The organism is Cellulomonas dongxiuzhuiae (assembly GCF_018623035.1).
GTDB classification, from domain to species: domain Bacteria; phylum Actinomycetota; class Actinomycetes; order Actinomycetales; family Cellulomonadaceae; genus Cellulomonas; species Cellulomonas dongxiuzhuiae.
In genome coordinates this window covers 1,649,943-1,667,238 of sequence record NZ_CP076023.1, presented here as the reverse complement: position 1 = coordinate 1,667,238, position 17,296 = coordinate 1,649,943, and the positions used below count along the sequence as shown (strand labels likewise).

Below are 17,296 nucleotides of genomic sequence, written 5' to 3'. Positions count from 1 at the left end.
GCTCCTGCCCCGCCCACCGGCGGTCGGGTCGTCATCACACACGACCCAACGCGACCGCACTGCCGCATGTTCCCGGACGGGCCGGGCGCGCCTGCGGGTGCGTCCTGTCACGTGCCGTCGGCGAGGACGTCGAGCGCGAGCGCGAGTGCGCCCGCACACGCTGCGGCACGGACGGCCGCACGGTCCCCCTGCAGGTCCAGCGTGCGCACGCGCACGGTCCGGGGGGTGGCCACGGCGACGTGCACGGTCCCGGGAGGGTGCCCGCCCTGGGGGTCGGGCCCGGCGACACCGGTCGTCGCCAGCCCGACGTCGGCCCCGAGCCGGCTCCGCGCCCCGCTCGCCATCGCGCGGGCCACGTCCGGGTCGACCGCGCCCCGCTCCGCGAGGAGCCCGGCGTCGACCCCGAGCATCGTCCCCTTGAGGTCCGTGGCGTACGCGACGACCCCGCCCCGGAGCACGGCCGAGGCTCCGGGAACCTCGACGAGCGTGGCCGTGACGAGGCCACCCGTCAGCGACTCGGCGACGGCGAGGGTCCACCCGCGGCGCGCGAGCGCGGCGAGCAGCTCGGCCGCGACGTCGCGCGCGGTGCTCACAGGCACGGTGCTCACAGCCCCGCGGCCGGCGGCACCCCGGCCGCGCGGCGGATCCGCAGGGCGTCGCGCACGTAGTCGAGCCCCGTCACGACGGTGACGAGCACCGCGACGCCCATGACGACGGCGGCGACGACCCCGACGAACGCGGGCAGGTGCGCCAGCGGCAGCAGGTAGAGGGAGATCGCCACGGCCTGCAGGACGGTCTTGAGCTTGCCGCCGCGCGACGCCGGCAGCACCACGTACCGCAGGAGGAAGAACCGCATGACGGTGATGCCCAGCTCGCGGACGAGGACCACGACGGTCACCGCCCACCACAGGTCGCCGAGCCAGGACAGCAGCACCAGCGCGCTGCCGATGAGCAGCTTGTCGGCGATCGGGTCCAGCAGCTTGCCGAGGTCCGTCACCTGGCCGGACCGGCGCGCCAGCCACCCGTCGAGCCGGTCGGTCGCCGCGGCGGCGACGAACAGCGCGGTCGCGAGCAGACGTCCGGCGACGGTGTGTCCGCCGTCGTCGAGCAGGGCCAGAGCGAAGAACGGCACGACGGCGATCCGCAGAGCGGTGACGACGTTGGCCGGGTTCCACACGGAGGGAGCGTCGACAACCACACTCACAGCCTACGGGCCGCGCCACGCACACCGGACCGCGCACGACTTCGCCCGCAGCACCACCCGTTCGGCGGCATTCACCTGGACGGGTGACCGACTACTGTCCCGGCGTGCCTCGTCATGCCCGGGACCCGCACCGGCCGGTCCTGCCCGTTGCCGTCGCCGGCGCTCTGACAGGACTCGTCCTCGTCGGCGCCGTCGGTGCCGCCGGTGCGTTCGGGTCCGTGGCGGGACGGCAGCCCCCGCCCGTGGCCCCCACCGTGGCGGGCGCCCACCTCGACGCCGCGACGCCGACACCCGTGGCCACGCCCGCGCCCACCCGCGAGCCCGACGTGGAGCTCGCGGTCGTCGCCACGGGCGACGTGCTCCCCCACCTCCCGGTGCTGCGATCGGCCCGGGACGTCGACGGCTACGACTTCGACCGGCTCCTCGGGCCCCTCGACCCCTGGGTGGAGGCGGCCGACCTCGCGCTGTGCCACCTCGAGGTGCCCGTCGCCCCGGCCGGCTCCGCACCGTCCGGCTACCCCGTGTTCGGAGCGCCGGCACAGCTCGTCGACGGCCTGGCCGACCAGGGCTGGGACGGCTGCTCGACCGCCTCGAACCACTCGGTCGACCGCGGGTGGGCGGGGGTCACCGCGACGCTCGACGCGCTCGACACCGCCGGTCTCGGTCACGTCGGCACCGCCCGCTCGGGCGCCGAGGACGCGCAGCCGCAGCTCTACCGCCTCGAGCGCAGCGGCCGGGCCGTGACCGTGGCGCACCTCGCGGCCACGTACGGCACCAACGGCATGCCCGTCGACGTCGACAAGCCGTGGTCGGTCCGGCTCATCGACGCGGACGACCTCGTCCGGCGTGCGACGGACGCCCGTGCCGCCGGGGCCGACGTCGTCCTGCTCAGCCTGCACTGGGGCACCGAGTACCGCACCGCCCCGACGGACGTGCAGCGCACCCTCGCCCAGCAGCTCGCCGCGTCGGGTGCCGTGGACCTCGTCATCGGGCACCACGCGCACGTGCCGCAGCCCGTCGAGCACCTCGCCGGCGGCCCCGGCGGGCAGGGCATGTGGGTCGCCTACGGTCTGGGCAACTACGTGTCCAACCAGGACGAAGCGTGCTGCGTGGCCGACACCGCCTCGGGCCTGCTCCTGACGGCGCAGGTCGTCGCGCCGGGCGCCGACCCCGCCGCCGGTACCGCGGCCGGCCCCGCGCGCGTCGTCGGTGTGCAGTGGACACCGATCACCGTCGACCGCCGCGGGGGGCACGGGGTGCACGCCCTCGCCGACATCCCCGACGGCACGGCCACGCTCGACGCCTCGCAGGTCGCGCGTCGCCTCGGGCTGGTGCGCGAGGCCGCCGGCGCCGGTGCGCCGGAGCGCACGACACCGGCCCTGGCGAGCGGACCGCCGCCCACGGTGGTGCCCCGCACCCGCTGACCGCGGCGCCGCGGCCCGCGCTCACTCCATCGGCCGGGCGCCCCCGTAGAGCCAGCCCTGGCCGTACCGCCAGCCGTTGCGCCGCAGGAAGTCGGCCTGCTCCTCGTTCTCGATGCCCTCGGCGATGGTGACCATCGCGAGCTCGCGCGCGAGCGCCCCGAGTGCGCGCACGACCTTCCCCGCCGTGGGGTCGTGCGGGATCCCGGACGTGAACGACATGTCGAGCTTCACGCCGGCGACCGGCAGGTCCCGCAGGTAGGACAGGGGCGAGACCCCCGTGCCGAAGTCGTCGAGGAGGATCGGCACGCCGGCCGCCGACAGCTGGGTGAGCTCGTGCCGGATCCGCGTGCCGGACGCGACGAGCGACGACTCCGTCAGCTCGAGCACGAGGCGCCCGGCCGTCACGCGGTGCCGCGACAGGTCCTGCAGCAGCCGCGTCGCGAGCTCCGAGTCGCCCAGCTGGTCCGCCGAGACGTTGACCGACACCCACCGGCCGTCGTCCGCGTGCGCGGCGAGGAACTCCACAACGCGCGTCGCGACCAGCTGGCCCAGCAGCACCGAGACCCCCGCCTCCTGCACCTGGGGCAGGAACGCACCCGGCAGCAGCAGGCCCCGGTGCGGGTGCTGCCACCGCACGAGCGCCTCGTAGCCGACGACCCGCGCGTCGGACAGGTCGACGATCGGCTGGTAGTGCACCACCATCTCGCCCGCCTCGACAGCCTGCACCAGCTCACGGTGCACGCTCGAGGGCGCGGCGAGCTCCATCGACGTGTCGTACACCTCGGTGCGGCCGCGACCCGTCTGCTTGGCGCGGTACAGCGCGGCGTCCGCGGCCGCCAGGAGCGTCGGGGCGCCCGCCTCGACGAGGTGCGGCTCGGCCAGGGCGATGCCGATGCTCGCCCGCACGCCGAGGCGTCGCCGCCCCACGCGGACGGGCTCGGAGAGGCCCGAGTGGATCTCGTTCGCGACCTCGAACACGGCCTTCGCCGCGTGGACGTCCTGCAGCACGACGACGAACTCGTCACCCCCGAGACGCGCCACCGTGCCGTTGCCGGCCGTGGCCGCCCGCAGCACGCCCGCGACGTGCACGAGGATGTCGTCACCCGCCGCGTGCCCGTACCGGTCGTTGATCGCCTTGAAGCCGTCGAGGTCGCACGCGAGGACGGCGATCCGGTCCACGGCGCCCGGCTGCGCGAGGGCCGCCTGCAGCACCTCCTGCAGCAGCGTGCGGTTCGCCAGGCCCGTGAGCGGGTCGTGCATCGCCCGGTGGGTGAGCATCTCGGCCTGCATCTTCGACTCCGTCGCGTCGCGGACCTGGACGACGAAGTGGTCCGCCCCACCGTCCGCGTCACGCACGAGGGCCGCGTCGAGCACGACCCACACGAGCTGCTCGTCCGCGCGTCGGCAGCGCATCTCGAGCGAGAAGCGCTGCTGCCCACCCCCGAGGAGCTTGTCCATCTCCATGCGCTGGGGTGCGCGGTCCTCGGGCGCGCTCAGCTCGTCGACCCGGTACCCGCGCAGCGCGGACGCGTGGGTGCCAAGCAGCTCGGCGAACGCGACGTTCGCCTCCGTGATCCGCCAGTCGAGGTCCACCAGCGCCATGCCGATGGGGGCGTTCTCCATCGCCACCTTGAACTGCGTCTCGCTGCGCGACAGCGCCACCTCGACGTCGTGGCGTGCCGTGATGTCGACGACCGTCGTGAGGACGGCCGTCTCGCCGCCGTCGTCAGCCGGCATCCTGCGGCTGGTCACCTGCACGACGGACGGCCGCGCACCCGACCCCGGCGGGACGAGCGTGACGACCGTCGTCCGCTCGTCGACCTCGGCGTCGTGGCGGCCGAGGACCAGTCCGGGACTCACCGCGAGCCCGCGGTCGTCCAGCAGGACGAGGGGCATGCGCGCGACCGGCATCCCCACGACCGCGTCGCGCGTCACGCCGAGGATCTGGGCCGCGCGCTCGGACAGGTCCAGCACGACGCCGTCGCGGGACTGCACCACGACGCCCTCGCTGGTCACCTGCTGGAGCGCGTCGTACCGCCGGTGCAGCTGGCGCGCGACGCGCACGAGATCGGCGTTGCGGCGCGCCTGCGCGCGCTCGCGGCGCAGCAGGAGCAGCACCGTGCCGAGCGCGACGACCGCGACGACGGCGATGACGGTGGTGACGATGCTGTACGGGCCGACCGAACCTGCGTCCACGCCGCGCCGCTCAGTCGTCGTCGGCGGGGACGTGCCCGCCGTCGCTCTCCTCGTCGGCCTGCGGGGACGCCGCCGGCCCGGGCTCGCCTCGCAGCATCGCGAGCGTGGCCGGCAGGTCGTCGGGCTGCAGCAGCACCTCGCGCGCCTTGGAGCCCTCGGACGGCCCGACGATCTCGCGCGACTCGAGCAGGTCCATGAGCCGGCCCGCCTTGGCGAACCCGACGCGCAGCTTGCGCTGCAGCATCGAGGTCGAGCCGAACTGCGTCGTCACGACGAGCTCGGCGGCCTGGAGCAGCAGGTCGAGGTCGTCGCCGATGTCGTCGTCGACCTGCTTCTTGACGGCCTGGACCGCCACGTCCTCGCGGTAGATCGGCTTGAGCTGCGTCTTGACGTGCTCGACGACGGCGTGGATCTCCGACTCCGAGACCCACGCACCCTGGGTGCGCATGGGCTTGGCGGCACCCATCGGCAGGAACAGCGCGTCACCCTGCCCGATGAGCTTCTCGGCGCCGGGCTGGTCGAGCACGACGCGCGAGTCGGTCAGCGAGCTGGTCGCGAACGCGAGGCGCGACGGCACGTTGGCCTTGATCAGACCCGTGACGACGTCCACGGACGGGCGCTGCGTCGCCAGGACGAGGTGGATGCCGGCCGCACGCGCGAGCTGCGTGATGCGCTGGATCGAGGCCTCGACGTCGCGCGGCGCGACCATCATGAGGTCGGCGAGCTCGTCGACGATGACCAGGAGGTACGGGTAGGTCGCGATCTTGCGCTCCGACCCGGGCAGCGGCTTGACCTTGCCGACGCGGACCGCTGCGTTGAAGTCGTCGATGTGCTTGTACCCGAACATGGCGAGGTCGTCGTAGCGCGCCTCCATCTCCCGCACGACCCACTCGAGGGCCTCGGCAGCCTTCTTCGGGTTCGTGATGATCGGGGTGATGAGGTGCGGGATGCCCTCGTAGAGCGTGAGCTCGACCCGCTTGGGGTCGACGAGGATCATGCGGACCTCGTCGGGCGTCGAGCGCATGAGGATCGACACGATCATCGAGTTCACGAACGACGACTTGCCCGCGCCGGTCGCACCGGCCACGAGCAGGTGGGGCATCTTCGCGAGGTTGGCGACGACGTACCCGCCCTCGACGTCCTTGCCCACGCCGATGACCATGGGGTGCTCGCTGCGCTTGGCGGCCGACGAGCGCAGGACGTCGCCCAGCGCGACGGTCTCGCGGTCGGTGTTCGGGATCTCAATGCCGATGGCCGACTTGCCGGGGATCGGCGACAGGATGCGCACGTCGGCGCTCGCGACCGCGTACGCGATGTTCTTGCTCAGCGCGGTGACGCGCTCGACCTTGACGGCGGGGCCCAGCTCGACCTCGTACCGCGTGACGGTGGGGCCACGGGTGAAGCCCGTGACCTGCGCGTCGATCTCGAACTGGTCGAGCACGGACGTCAGCGACTCCACGACGCGGTCGTTGGCGGCCGAGCGCACCTTGTGCGGCGGCCCCTTCGCGAGGACGTCCTCCGTCGGCAGGATGTACACGACGTCGCCCTCGAGCATCGGCTGCTCGCCGCGCGGCACGCCGCTCGTGGGCGGGGCCGGCAGGTCGGCGTCGACGGCGGCCGTGGCGGCGCTCGAGGTCGCGGGCACCATGCGCCGCGTCGCGACCGCGTCGGCCGCGGCGGCAGCCGCGGCCTCCTCCTCCTCGCGCGCGACGACGGCGGCGCGCTCGAACGCCTCGTCCCCCACGTACTCGTCGAGGCGGCCGTCGTCGGGCGCCGCGGCCTCCTGCGCCCGACGGCGGCCCAGGAGCCGGCGCGTGGGCTTGGCCGGCGCCTCGGGGCGCGCGCTGTGGAGGGCCTCGATCACGAGGGGCTCGTCCGGCCCGTCGGCGAGCTCCTCGTGGTGGCCCGTGAGCCGGCGGTAGAGCCCTGCGAGCCGCGGACCGATCAGGTGCACGGGGGTCGCGGTGACCACCAGGACGCCGAAGAACGCGAGGATCCCGAGGAGCAGCCCCGCGACGACGGTCGTGAGCAGCGTGGCCAGCGGGGTGCCGACGCCGAAGCCGACGATGCCGCCGGCGGCACGCACCGCCACCATGTCCTGCGTGGACGGCAGGCCCTGCGCGAGGTGCACGATGCCGCAGACGGCGACCGTGATGGCCGTCAGGCCGATGCCGATGCGCGAGTTGGCCTGCACGCGGTCCGGGTGGCGCATGAGCCGGACCCCCAGGCCCAGCAGCACGACGGGCACCGCCACGCCGACCACGCCGAAGGTGCCGGCGACCACGTTGTGGATGACGTCACCCGCGGTGCCCGACAGGTCCCACCACTCCCGCGCGGCGACGACGACCGCGAGCCCCACGAGCGTCAGCGCGAGGCCGTCGCGACGGTGCGCGGGGTCGAGCTCGCGCGCCCCGGCGCCGACGTGGCGCGCGGTGCCACCGACGAGGTGGGCCGCCCCCATCCAGACGCCGCGCACGATCCGCAGCGGGAGCGCGGGCCGGGTCGGTGCCGCCGCCGGGCGGCCTGCGGGGCGGGTGCCGCCGCGCGCCGACGCGCCCTTCGGCGACCGCGGCGCACCCGAGGCACGCGTCGGACGCGCGGGGCCGGGGGTCGTACGGGTCGCCATGGTCCTCACGGTAGCGTCGCGACGGCCCGGGGCCCCGCTGGCGGGCGCCCGTGTCGCCCGTCAGGACGACCCGGGGCCGCGTCGGCGGCGGTGGCGATGGGCGTGCGGGCGGCCGGGGGTGAACCGTGTCGGTGGTGCGTGGCACGCTGCCCGCATGGCTCGAGCACCGAGCGCCGGGGACCGGCCCACGCACGCACCGGTGCCGGTCGACCGCGCCACGGTCCTGCGCCACCGCGTCCGCGTCCAGCAGCTCGACCGTCCCGCGGGATCCGTGACGGACCCCACCGACGCCGCCGTGCTCGACGCGGGCGTCCAGGACACCGGACCCGACGGTGCGCTGTGGGCGCTGGCCCTGCGTGGCGTCGCGGTGCACGCCGGCGACCGGCCCCCCTCGCTGGCGTACGCGTGGTCGGTGCGCGGTGCACCCCACGCCTACCGCCGCGACGACCTGCGCGACGTCGAGCGCGCGTTGCGCCCGTGGTCGGACGCCGACGCCGCCAAGCGCCTCTTCGACGCGGCGCGACCGCTGCGGGCCGCGGGCATCGCCCCGACGCAGGCCCTCGCCGCCACTGCCCGCGCGATGCACGCCGTCGTCGCGCACCCCCTCGTCAAGGGCGAGGTGTCCACCGCGCTCACCGCCGCCATGCCCGAGCCCTACCTGCGGGCGTGCCGGCCCTGCGGGACGACGCACGTCTACGAGCAGACGTTCCGCCTCGCGGCCCTGCACGCCGGGCTCGAGCTCGAGACGGGGACGTCGCCGCCGGTGCTACGGCGGATCCCCCGCTGGCCCTCCTCCCAGGTGGCGCGCACGGAGCCGGCCCCGCCGGGCGCGCCCCATGACCTCGTCCGTACGGCCCTGCACCTGCTCGGGCCGGCGGACCCGGCCCTCGTCGCCCGCCTCGTCGACGCCCCCGTCCGCGACGTCGCGGCACGCTGGCCGACGGACGTGGTCGACGTCGAGGTCGAGGGACGGACCGTTCAGGTCCTGGTCGACGACCTGGACGCGCTGCGGGCGTCGGCGTCGTCCTCGGCGGAACCGACCGTGCGGCTGCTCGGTCCGTACGACCTGTTCCTCCAGGCGCGCGACCGGGACCTGCTCGTGCCCGAGGCCGCGGCGCAGCGCACGCTGTGGCCCGTGCTGGGCCGCCCCGGCGCCGTGGTCGTCGACGGCGACCCCGTCGGCACCTGGCGGCCGCGGGCGCGCGCCGGCACCCTCGGCCTGGACGTCACCACCTGGGGACGCTGGAGCCGGGACGTCCGGGACCGCGTCGCCGAGCAGCACGAGCGCCTGGCGGCCTTCCGCGGTCTGCGGACACCGTGAGCGGGCTCAGGCCTCCACGACGACCGGGATGATCATGGGCCGGCGGCGCAGCTTGTGGGACGCCCAGCGGCCGACGACGCGGCGCATCACCTGCTGCAGCTGGTGGGTGTCGGTCGCACCGGCACGCACGGCCTCCTCGAGCGCCTCGGTGAGCACCGGCAGGATCTCGTCGAAGACGTTGTCCTGCTCCGCGACGCCCCGCGCGGTGATCTGCGGTCCCGCCAGCACCTTGCCGTCGCCGGACGACACCACCGCGAAGATGGAGACGAAACCCTCGTCGCCGAGGATCCGGCGGTCCTTGAGCTCCACCTCGGTGAGCTCGCCGACGCTCGACCCGTCGACGTACACGTACCCGCAGGGCACGGCCCCGACGATCTGCGCGCGTCCGTCGACCAGGTCGACGACGACGCCGTCCTCCGCGAGCACGACGCGGTCCGCCGGGACGCCCGACTTCACCGCGAGCGCGGCGTTGGCGACGAGGTGGCGCACCTCGCCGTGCACGGGCATGACGTTGCGCGGCCGCAGGATGTTGTAGCAGTACAGGAGCTCACCGGCGCTCGCGTGGCCGGAGACGTGCACCTTCGCGTTGCCCGAGTGCACGACGCGCGCGCCCAGGCGCATGAGCCCGTTGATGACGCGGAAGACGGCGTTCTCGTTGCCGGGGATCAGGCTCGAGGCGAGGATCACGGTGTCACCGGTGCCGACCGAGACCCGGTGGTCGCCGTTCGCGATCCGCGACAGGGCCGCCATCGGCTCGCCCTGCGACCCGGTGCACATGAGCACCACGCGGTCGTCGGGGAGCTTCTCGATCTGCTTGAGGTCGACGAGCAGGCCGTCGGGCACCCGCAGGTACCCGAGCTCGGACGCGATGCCCATGTTGCGCACCATCGAGCGGCCGACCAGCGCGACCTTGCGCTCGTTGGCGACGGCCGCGTCGATGACCTGCTGCACGCGGTGGACGTGCGACGCGAACGACGCCACGACGACGCGGCCCGTCGACTCCGCGAACACCTGGTCGAGCACCGGGCCGATCTCCCGCTCGGGCGTGACGAAGCCCGGGACCTCGGCGTTCGTGGAGTCGACCATGAACAGGTCGACGCCCCGCTCGCCGAGGCGGGCGAACGCGCGCAGGTCGGTGATGCGGCCGTCGAGCGGGAGCTGGTCCATCTTGAAGTCGCCCGTGTGCAGCACCGTGCCCGCGGGCGTGTGGACGGCCACCGCGAGCGCGTCGGGGATCGAGTGGTTGACGGCGACGAACTCGCACTCGAAGGGACCGAGCTGCTCGACCTGGCCCTCGCGCACCGTGAGGGTCAGGGGTGCGATCCGGTGCTCCTTGAGCTTCGCCTCGACGAAGGCGAGCGTCAGCTGCGAGCCGATCAGAGGGATGTCGCCGCGCAGGCGCAGCAGGTACGGCACGGCACCGATGTGGTCCTCGTGACCGTGCGTGAGGACGATCGCCTCGATGTCGTCCAGCCGGTCCCGGATGTAGTCGAAGTCCGGGAGGATCAGGTCGACGCCGGGCTGGTGGTCCTCCGGGAAGAGGACGCCGCAGTCGATGACCAGGAGCCGACCGGCGTGCTCGAGCACCGCCATGTTGCGCCCGACCTCGCCGAGCCCTCCGAGAGGAACGATCCGCAGGCCACCCTCCGGCAGCGGCGGCGGCAGGGTCAGGTCGGGGTGCGGGTGACTCATGGAGCTCCTGAGGGATCGGTGGGTGCCGACCGCAGCCTCACCCGCGGTCGGCGCCCGCGACGACGCCGAGCAGCCCGGCGGCGGCCAGACCGGCGCGCACGTCGGCCGCCTCGTCGTCGCTGAAGGGGATGAGGGGCAGCCGGGTCGCCCGGCTGCGCAGGACACCGAGCTCGACCAGCGCGGCCTTCGCGGCGGGCGCCTGGAAGCCGGCGCCGTTGAGCGCCGTCGCGACCGGGAGCAGCGAGCGGAAGACCTCGAGGGCACGGGCGGGGTCCCCGTCGCGCCAGGCGTCGAACAGGCGGGCGTACCCGACCGGGGCGGCCTGCGTCGCGACACCGACGAGCCCCACGGCACCGTGGGCGAGGAACGACAGGGCCAGCAGGTCGTCGCCGCTGTACCACGCCAGCCCCGTCCGGACGATGGCGTCGGCGGCGGCGACGGCGTCACCCGTCGCGTCCTTCATGGCGACGACGCGCTCGTGCGCGGCGAGACGGTCGATGGTGGCGGGCGCCAGCCGGACCACGGACCGCCCGGGGACGTCGTACAGCATGACCGGCAGGTCCGTGGCGTCCGCGACCGCCGTGACGTGCGCGACGATGCCGTCCTGGGACGGACGCGAGTAGTACGGCGTGACGACGAGCAGCCCGTGCGCCCCGGCCTCGGCAGCCTGCTCACCCATGCGGACGGCGTGCGCGGTGTCGTTCGAGCCGGCACCGGCGACGACGTACGCACGGTCACCGACGGCCTCGACAACGGCTGCGACGATCTCCGCCTTCTCCGGTGCGTGCGTGGTCGGCGCCTCGCCGGTGGTGCCGTTGAGCACCAGACCGTCGTGGCCGGCGTCGACGAGGTGCTTCGCGAGCCGCACCGTCGCCTCGAGGTCGACGGCGCCGTCCGGGGCCATCGGGGTGACCATGGCGGACAGCAGCGACCCGAACGGGTGGGTGGCAGAGGTCACGGCGGGCATGCGCACACGCTACCGCTCACCCGCCGGTGCGTGACACGGGATCCCACCGCTCGACCGGGCGCCTCGACCGGGGCTCAGCGCCGCCAGGACTCGAACCGGAACCGCGTCCCGGTGCGCGACACGAGCCACGGCGTGCCGTCGCCGCCGCCGGTCCTGCGCCACCCCGCGCCGACCACGGGCGCCCGCGTGTCACCGGGCGCGTCGAGGTCCACGACCGTGACCTCGAGCCGGTCGGCCCGGTCGATCGTCGCGGCGTACACCGCTCCCCCGCCGATCACCCAGACGTCCGGCGCGGCGGCCAGCGCCGCGTCGAGGTCGGTCACGACGGTCGCCCCCGGCGCGTCGTACGCCGGGTCGCGCGACAGCACGACGTTGCGCCGCCCGGGCAGCGGCCGGAACCGCTCGGGCAGCGACTCCCACGTGGCCCGCCCCATGACGACGGTGCCCCCGGCGGTCACCTCCCGGAAGTGCGCCATGTCCTCCGGGACGTGCCACGGGATGGTCCCGCCGTCGCCGATCACGCCCGCGGGCGTCTGCGCCCAGACCAGACCGATCACGCGTCAGACCGCCACGGGTGCGGCGATCGCCGGGTGGTGCCGGTACCCCTCGACCTCGACGTCGTCCCACGCGTAGTCGAACAGCGACGCCGCGCGTCGCAGCCGCAGCGTCGGGTACGGGTAGGGGTCGCGGCCGAGCTGCTCGCGCACCTGGTCGACGTGGTTGTCGTAGACGTGGCAGTCCCCGCCGGTCCACACGAGGTCCCCGACCTCGAGGCCCACCTGCTGGGCGATCATGTGGGTGAGCAGCGCGTACGACGCGATGTTGAACGGGACGCCGAGGAACAGGTCGGCCGAGCGCTGGTACACCTGGCACGAGAGGCGCCCGTCGGCGACGTAGAGCTGGAAGAACGCGTGGCACGGCACGAGGGCCATGCGGTCGAGCTCGGCGACGTTCCACGCCGAGACGACGTGCCGGCGCGAGTCGGGGTTCGCGCGCAGCTCCCCCAGGAGCCGCGCGAGCTGGTCGACGTGGCCACCGTCGGGTGTCGGCCAGGACCGCCACTGCACGCCGTACACCGGTCCGAGCTCACCGTCCGCGTCGGCCCACTCGTCCCAGATGTGGACGTTCCGCTCGACGAGGGAGGCGATGTTGGACTCCCCCCGCAGGAACCAGAAGAGCTCCTCGGCGACCCCGCGGAAGAACACGCGCTTGGTCGTGACCAGGGGGAAGCCGGCACGCAGGTCGTAGCGCAGCTGGTGCCCGAACAGCGAGCGTGTCCCCGTGCCGGTGCGGTCGGCCTTGGGCGTGCCCGTCGCCAGGACGAGACGCAGCAGATCCTCGTAGGGCGTCGGGACGTCGGTCGTGAGGTCGGTCGGTCGTGCTGCCGGCTCCGTCATGGCGACATCGTAGGCACCGCGCGAGGATGGTCCGCATGACCCGGTCGCTGCCGCCCACCGTCGCCGCCCACCTGCCCACGGGGCTGCTCGTGGGGGGCCGCTGGCGACCGGCGCGATCCGGTGCGACGTTCGAGGTGGAGGACCCCGCCACGCAGCGCACGATCTTCGAGGTCGCCGACGGTGCGGAGGACGACGCGCGTGACGCGCTCGACGCGGCGGTCGAGGCGTCCGACCCCTGGCGGCGCACGGCACCGCGCGTGCGTGCCGACCTGCTGCGTGCGGTGTTCGACACGCTGACCGCGCGGGCGGAGGACATCGCGGCGCTCGTGACCTTCGAGGGCGGCAAGCCGCTCGCCGAGTCGCGGGCCGAGGTCGCGTACGCGGCGCAGTACGTGCGCTGGTACGGCGAGCAGGCCGTGCGCGTCGACGGGCTCGCGCGCCGGGCGCCCGCGGGGACCCACCACCAGCTCGTCCTGCGGCGGCCGGTCGGCCCCGCGCTGCTCATCGCGCCGTGGAACTTCCCCATCGCGATGATCGCCCGCAAGGTCGCCCCGGCGCTCGCCGCGGGGTGCACGTGCGTCGTCAAGCCCGCGCAGCTGACGCCGCTGACGACGCTGTACGTCGCCGAGGTCATCCGGGCCGAGCTCGAGGACCGCGGCCTGCCGGCAGGCGTGGTCAACGTCGTGCCGTCGTCGTCGGCGCGCCGCGTCAGCGAGCCCCTGCTGGCGGACCCGCGGCTGCGCAAGCTGTCGTTCACCGGCTCGACGCAGGTCGGTGCGACGCTCCTGGCCGCGGCCGCACCGTCGATCCTGCGCACGTCGATGGAGCTGGGCGGCAACGCGCCGTTCCTGGTCTTCGCCGACGCGGACCTCGACGCCGCGGTCGAGGGCGCCGTGCAGGCCAAGATGCGCAACTCGGGGCAGACGTGCGTCGCCGCCAACCGCTTCCTCGTGCACGCCTCGGTCGCCGGCGAGTTCTCCCGGCGCCTCACCGCGGCGTTCGAGGACCTCGTCCTGGGCCACGGCGCCGACGACGGCGTGACGGTCGGCCCGCTCATCGAGCGCTCCGCCGTGGAGCGCGTCACCGAGGTCGTCGCGCAGGCCACCGACGGCGGCGCGCGCGTCCGCACGGGCGGTGGTGCACCGCGGCGCGAGGGGTACTTCTACCGGCCGACCGTGCTGACGCACGTGCCGCGCGACGCGCGCGTCGTGACCGAAGAGGTCTTCGGGCCCGTCGCCCCGGTCGTGACGTTCGAGGACGACGAGGACGCGCTGACGCTGGCCAACGGCACGCCGTTCGGCCTCGTCGCCTACGCGTACACGCGCGACGTCGGTCGGGCGATGCGCCTGGCGGAGGAGCTCGAGGCCGGGATGATCGGCATCAACCGCGGCTTGGTGTCCGACGCGAGCGCGCCCTTCGGGGGCGTCAAGTCCTCGGGTCTGGGCCGCGAGGGCGGGGAGGCGGGCCTCGAGGAGTACCTCGAGCCGGTGTACGTGGCGCTCTGAGCCGGCCGCGCGCCGCCCTGCGCACCCGACCGGACCACCGGCGCCGGTGTGCGAGGGTGGCCACGTGACGCCGCACGACCCCGCCACCGCCGCGCGACGGCAGGCGCTCTCGGTGTCGGTCGCGACCGGGCTGTACGGGGTGTCCTTCGGGGCGCTGTCGGTCGCGGCCGGACTGACCGTCCCCCAGACCGTGGCCCTGAGCCTGCTGATGTTCTCGGGCGGGTCGCAGTTCGCGTTCATCGGCGTGATCGGTGGCGGCGGCGCCTTCGGGGCGGCCGTCGCGTCGGCGACGCTGCTCGGCGCGCGCAACGGCCTGTACGGCGCGCAGCTCACGCCCCTGCTCGACCTGCCGTGGCGGTGGCGCCTGCCGGCCGCGCACCTGACGATCGACGAGTCGACGGCGGTCGCCACCGTGCAGCCCACGCGCGCGGCCGCGCGCACCGGGTTCTGGTGGACGGGACTGGGCGTCTTCGTGCTCTGGAACGTGTTCACCCTGCTCGGCGCCCTGGCCGGCGACCGGCTGGGCGACCCGCGCGCGTACGGGCTCGACGCGGCGGCCGGCGCCGCCTTCCTCGCGCTGGTCTGGCCCCGGCTCGCGGGGCGCACCGCGCAGGGCGTCGCCGCGGCGGCCGCCGTCGTGGCGCTGGGCACCACTCCCCTGCTCCCGGCGGGGGTGCCCGTGCTGCTCGCCGCCGTCGTGGCGGTCGTCGTCGGGCTCGTCACGACGGGACGTGCGACGACCGGGCGTACGACGACCGGGGCGTCGACATGACAGCGCTGTGGGGAGCCGTGCTGCTCGCGGGGCTCTCCTGCCTCGCCATCAAGCTCGCCGGGCACGTCCTGCCCGAGCACTGGCTCGCGCAGCCGCGCGTCGCCCGGGTCGCCGCACTGGTCACCGTGGCGCTGCTGTCCGCGCTGGTCGCGGTGCAGACCGCCACCAGCGGCAGCCAGGTCGTCGTCGACGCGCGCCTGCCCGCGCTGGCGGTCGCGGCCGTCGCGCTCGTGCTGCGAGCACCGTTCGTCGTGGTCGTCGTGCTCGCCGCCGCGACGGCCGCGGGGCTCCGGCTGCTCGGCATGCCCTGACGCCGCGGGTCCGGCGGGCGGGGCACAGGGTTAGGCTCACCGGGTGCTGCCCACCGCCGACGTCTCGGTCCGTCCCGCCGTCCCGGGTGACGAGACCCGGATCGCCGCCATCCAGCTCGCCGCCTGGCGGACGGCCCATGCCGACGTGCTGGGCGACGTCGTGCTCGACTCGCTGGACGAGCAGGCGTTCGTCACGCAGTGGAGCCAGGCCGTGTCGACCCCGCCCGGGCCCGGCTACCACGTCCTCGTCGCGTGCGACGGCCCACGGGTCGTCGGCGTCGCGTCGGTCGCGCCCGTCGCGCCGGCCGACCCGCTGCAGGCGCCGGGGGGCGTCGTCCTGGCTCTCGAGGTCGACCCGCCGGACCAGCGCGCGGGGCACGGCTCGCGCCTCCTCGCCGCGGCGGTCGACCTGCTGCGCGCCGACGGGGCCGACCAGGTGCAGACGTGGGTCGTCGAGGGTGACGAGGCCCGCGAGCACTTCCTGTCCGGCGCCGGCCTCGGCCCCGACGGGCGCACCCGTCGGCTCGCGACGGGTCCCGGACCCGACGACGAGGCGCACGTCGTGACCGAGCGCCGCTGGTACGCCGGCATCTGAGCCCGCGGGGGCCCGCGAGGCCCTCAGGGCAGGTCGCCGGGCGCGTCCTTGCCCCGGTGCAGGCGGCTGGCCGTGCGCAGCGCGGCCCGCGCACGCGCCCGGTCCCCCGCCGCGTCGTACGCGAACGCGAGGTGGTACCAGCTGCGCCACTCGCCGGGGTCCGCCTCGACGCGGTCCCGGTGAGGGCCGAACGCCGCCCGCGCCGCCGTCCGGTCGACCCGGCCGCTGGGCGAGCGCGGCAGGTCGTCCACCGGGAGCTCACCGGCGGCCGCCAGCTCGTCGGCCATGCGCTGCACGTCGAGCGCCAGGAGCCACTCGCGGGCGATGAGCGCGATCACCAGCAGCGGCGCGACGAGCAGGGCCGCACCGAGCACGATCCCCACCGTCGTCCCGGTCGCGACCAGCTGCACCGCGCGCAGCGCCACGAGCCAGACGTAGATCGCGAGCAGGGCCGTCAGTGCGACCGCCGCCACGAGGCCCGTCCGGCGGCGGGTGGACCGCGGCTCGCTCACGCGGGGAGCCCCAGCAGGTGCTCGAGGCCCACGGTGAGCCCGGGCCGGTCGACGACGCGCCGCACGGCGAGCAGCACGCCGGGCATGAAGCTCACGCGGTCGAACGAGTCGTGGCGGATGGTCAGCATCTCGCCGGTGTTGCCCAGCAGGATCTCCTCGTGCGCCACGAGGCCGCGCAGACGCACCGCGTGCACCCGCACCCCGTCGACGTCGGCGCCGCGCGCACCGTCCAGCGTCTGGGTGGTCGCGTCCGGCACGGCCCCGAGACCGGCGGCGGCACGTGCCGCGGCGATGCCCTGCGCCGTGTGCCGGGCCGTCCCGGACGGCGCGTCGACCTTGTCGGGGTGGTGCAGCTCGACCACCTCGGCCGACTCGAACCAGCGCGCCGCCTGACGTGCGAACGACATCGCCAGCACGGCACCGAGCGCGAAGTTCGGGGCGACCACGACGCCGACACCCGGTGCGCGCAGCAGGTGGTCGTGCACGCGTCCGAGCGACGCGTCGTCCCAGCCTGTCGTGCCGACGACGGCGTGCACGCCGGCGTCGACGAGCACGTGCACGTTCTGCTCGGTCACGGACGGCACGGTGAAGTCCACCGCCACCTGCGCCCCGGCGTCGGTCACCGACCGCAGGTCGTCACCCGCGTCGAGCGCCGCGACGAGCTCGAGGCCGTCGGCCTCCTGCACGGCTCGCACGGTGGTCGTCCCCATGCGACCTGACGCTCCCAGCACGGCCACGCGGATCGGTTCGCTCACGGAACGCCACCCTAGCCGC

General features: G+C 75.0%; 16 protein-coding genes. 6 read left to right on the top strand and 10 right to left on the bottom strand.

Features of this window, described 5'->3' with window-relative positions; genetic code table 11:
• Window positions 1-107 precede the first annotated feature (107 nt).
• Both KKR89_RS07495 and pgsA read right to left on the bottom strand, forming a co-directional pair.
• Window positions 108-593, bottom strand: coding sequence for a CinA family protein (locus KKR89_RS07495; protein ID WP_208197675.1), 486 nt, complete (start codon window positions 591-593; stop codon window positions 108-110).
• An 11-nt stretch (window positions 594-604) separates the two neighbouring features.
• On the bottom strand, window positions 605-1,198 hold the full coding sequence (gene pgsA, locus KKR89_RS07490) for a CDP-diacylglycerol--glycerol-3-phosphate 3-phosphatidyltransferase (RefSeq protein WP_208197674.1): 594 nt from the start codon (window positions 1,196-1,198) through the stop codon (window positions 605-607).
• Between the two features lie 110 nt (window positions 1,199-1,308).
• Here pgsA and KKR89_RS07485 point away from each other — a divergent pair, with 110 nt between their 5' ends.
• Window positions 1,309-2,628 (top strand): CapA family protein, encoded by a 1,320-nt coding sequence (locus KKR89_RS07485; RefSeq protein WP_251141064.1) that lies wholly within the window; start codon window positions 1,309-1,311, stop codon window positions 2,626-2,628.
• 21 nt (window positions 2,629-2,649) lie between these two features.
• On the opposite strand, the gene KKR89_RS07480 is transcribed toward KKR89_RS07485, so the two are convergent.
• Window positions 2,650-4,824, bottom strand: a complete 2,175-nt coding sequence (locus tag KKR89_RS07480) for a putative bifunctional diguanylate cyclase/phosphodiesterase (RefSeq protein WP_208197673.1) — start codon at window positions 4,822-4,824, stop codon at window positions 2,650-2,652.
• 10 nt (window positions 4,825-4,834) lie between these two features.
• Window positions 4,835-7,450, bottom strand: coding sequence for an FtsK/SpoIIIE family DNA translocase (locus KKR89_RS07475; RefSeq protein WP_208197672.1), 2,616 nt, complete (start codon window positions 7,448-7,450; stop codon window positions 4,835-4,837).
• Between the two features lie 154 nt (window positions 7,451-7,604).
• Here KKR89_RS07475 and KKR89_RS07470 point away from each other — a divergent pair, with 154 nt between their 5' ends.
• Window positions 7,605-8,771, top strand: a complete 1,167-nt coding sequence (locus tag KKR89_RS07470) for a DNA glycosylase AlkZ-like family protein (protein WP_243883243.1) — start codon at window positions 7,605-7,607, stop codon at window positions 8,769-8,771.
• A gap of 6 nt (window positions 8,772-8,777) precedes the next feature.
• On the opposite strand, the gene KKR89_RS07465 is transcribed toward KKR89_RS07470, so the two are convergent.
• From KKR89_RS07465 to KKR89_RS07450, 4 genes are all read right to left on the bottom strand, one after another.
• Window positions 8,778-10,463: a ribonuclease J gene (locus KKR89_RS07465; protein ID WP_208197670.1), complete on the bottom strand. Its 1,686-nt coding sequence runs from the start codon at window positions 10,461-10,463 to the stop codon at window positions 8,778-8,780.
• Between the two features lie 37 nt (window positions 10,464-10,500).
• Window positions 10,501-11,430: a 4-hydroxy-tetrahydrodipicolinate synthase gene (gene dapA / locus KKR89_RS07460; protein WP_208197669.1), complete on the bottom strand. Its 930-nt coding sequence runs from the start codon at window positions 11,428-11,430 to the stop codon at window positions 10,501-10,503.
• Window positions 11,431-11,504: 74 nt separating this feature from the next.
• Complete coding sequence (locus KKR89_RS07455; RefSeq protein ID WP_208197668.1) at window positions 11,505-11,987, bottom strand: dihydrofolate reductase; 483 nt, start codon at window positions 11,985-11,987, stop codon at window positions 11,505-11,507.
• A 3-nt stretch (window positions 11,988-11,990) separates the two neighbouring features.
• The gene (locus KKR89_RS07450) at window positions 11,991-12,827 is read right to left on the bottom strand and encodes a thymidylate synthase (protein WP_208197667.1); all 837 of its coding nucleotides are present in this window, start codon (window positions 12,825-12,827) and stop codon (window positions 11,991-11,993) included.
• Between the two features lie 35 nt (window positions 12,828-12,862).
• On the opposite strand from KKR89_RS07450, the gene KKR89_RS07445 reads away from it, so the two are divergent.
• The 4 genes from KKR89_RS07445 to KKR89_RS07430 all read left to right on the top strand — a co-directional run bounded on the left by KKR89_RS07445 (window position 12,863) and on the right by KKR89_RS07430 (window position 16,010).
• Window positions 12,863-14,332, top strand: a complete 1,470-nt coding sequence (locus tag KKR89_RS07445; RefSeq protein ID WP_208197666.1) for an NAD-dependent succinate-semialdehyde dehydrogenase — start codon at window positions 12,863-12,865, stop codon at window positions 14,330-14,332.
• A 64-nt stretch (window positions 14,333-14,396) separates the two neighbouring features.
• Window positions 14,397-15,104, top strand: a complete 708-nt coding sequence (locus KKR89_RS07440; RefSeq protein ID WP_251141063.1) for an AzlC family ABC transporter permease — start codon at window positions 14,397-14,399, stop codon at window positions 15,102-15,104.
• Window positions 15,101-15,415, top strand: a complete 315-nt coding sequence (locus tag KKR89_RS07435) for an AzlD domain-containing protein (protein ID WP_208197664.1) — start codon at window positions 15,101-15,103, stop codon at window positions 15,413-15,415. Before KKR89_RS07440 ends, KKR89_RS07435 begins: the two co-directional genes overlap by 4 nt.
• Window positions 15,416-15,458: 43 nt before the next feature.
• Window positions 15,459-16,010 carry a GNAT family N-acetyltransferase gene (locus tag KKR89_RS07430; protein WP_208197663.1) on the top strand — a complete coding sequence of 184 codons (552 nt, stop codon included), beginning with the start codon at window positions 15,459-15,461 and terminating at the stop codon, window positions 16,008-16,010.
• 23 nt (window positions 16,011-16,033) lie between these two features.
• Here the strand turns inward: KKR89_RS07430 and KKR89_RS07425 are convergent, their stop codons facing one another.
• Window positions 16,034-16,522, bottom strand: coding sequence for a hypothetical protein (locus KKR89_RS07425; RefSeq protein ID WP_208197662.1), 489 nt, complete (start codon window positions 16,520-16,522; stop codon window positions 16,034-16,036).
• Entirely contained in the window at window positions 16,519-17,277 is a 759-nt protein-coding gene (gene dapB / locus KKR89_RS07420; protein ID WP_208197661.1) for a 4-hydroxy-tetrahydrodipicolinate reductase, read from the bottom strand. The genes KKR89_RS07425 and dapB overlap by 4 nt, the downstream gene beginning before the upstream one ends.
• Window positions 17,278-17,296: the final 19 nt, after the last annotated feature.

Coding starts and splice junctions, on each gene's coding strand:
- KKR89_RS07465 (WP_208197670.1), bottom strand. CDS start 10,463: ATGAGTCACCCGCACCCCGACCTGACCCTGCCGCCGCCGCTGCCGGAG.
- KKR89_RS07445 (WP_208197666.1), top strand. CDS start 12,863: ATGACCCGGTCGCTGCCGCCCACCGTCGCCGCCCACCTGCCCACGGGG.
- KKR89_RS07470 (WP_243883243.1), top strand. CDS start 7,605: ATGGCTCGAGCACCGAGCGCCGGGGACCGGCCCACGCACGCACCGGTG.
- KKR89_RS07450 (WP_208197667.1), bottom strand. CDS start 12,827: ATGACGGAGCCGGCAGCACGACCGACCGACCTCACGACCGACGTCCCG.
- dapA (WP_208197669.1), bottom strand. CDS start 11,430: ATGCCCGCCGTGACCTCTGCCACCCACCCGTTCGGGTCGCTGCTGTCC.
- KKR89_RS07435 (WP_208197664.1), top strand. CDS start 15,101: ATGACAGCGCTGTGGGGAGCCGTGCTGCTCGCGGGGCTCTCCTGCCTC.
- KKR89_RS07475 (WP_208197672.1), bottom strand. CDS start 7,450: ATGGCGACCCGTACGACCCCCGGCCCCGCGCGTCCGACGCGTGCCTCG.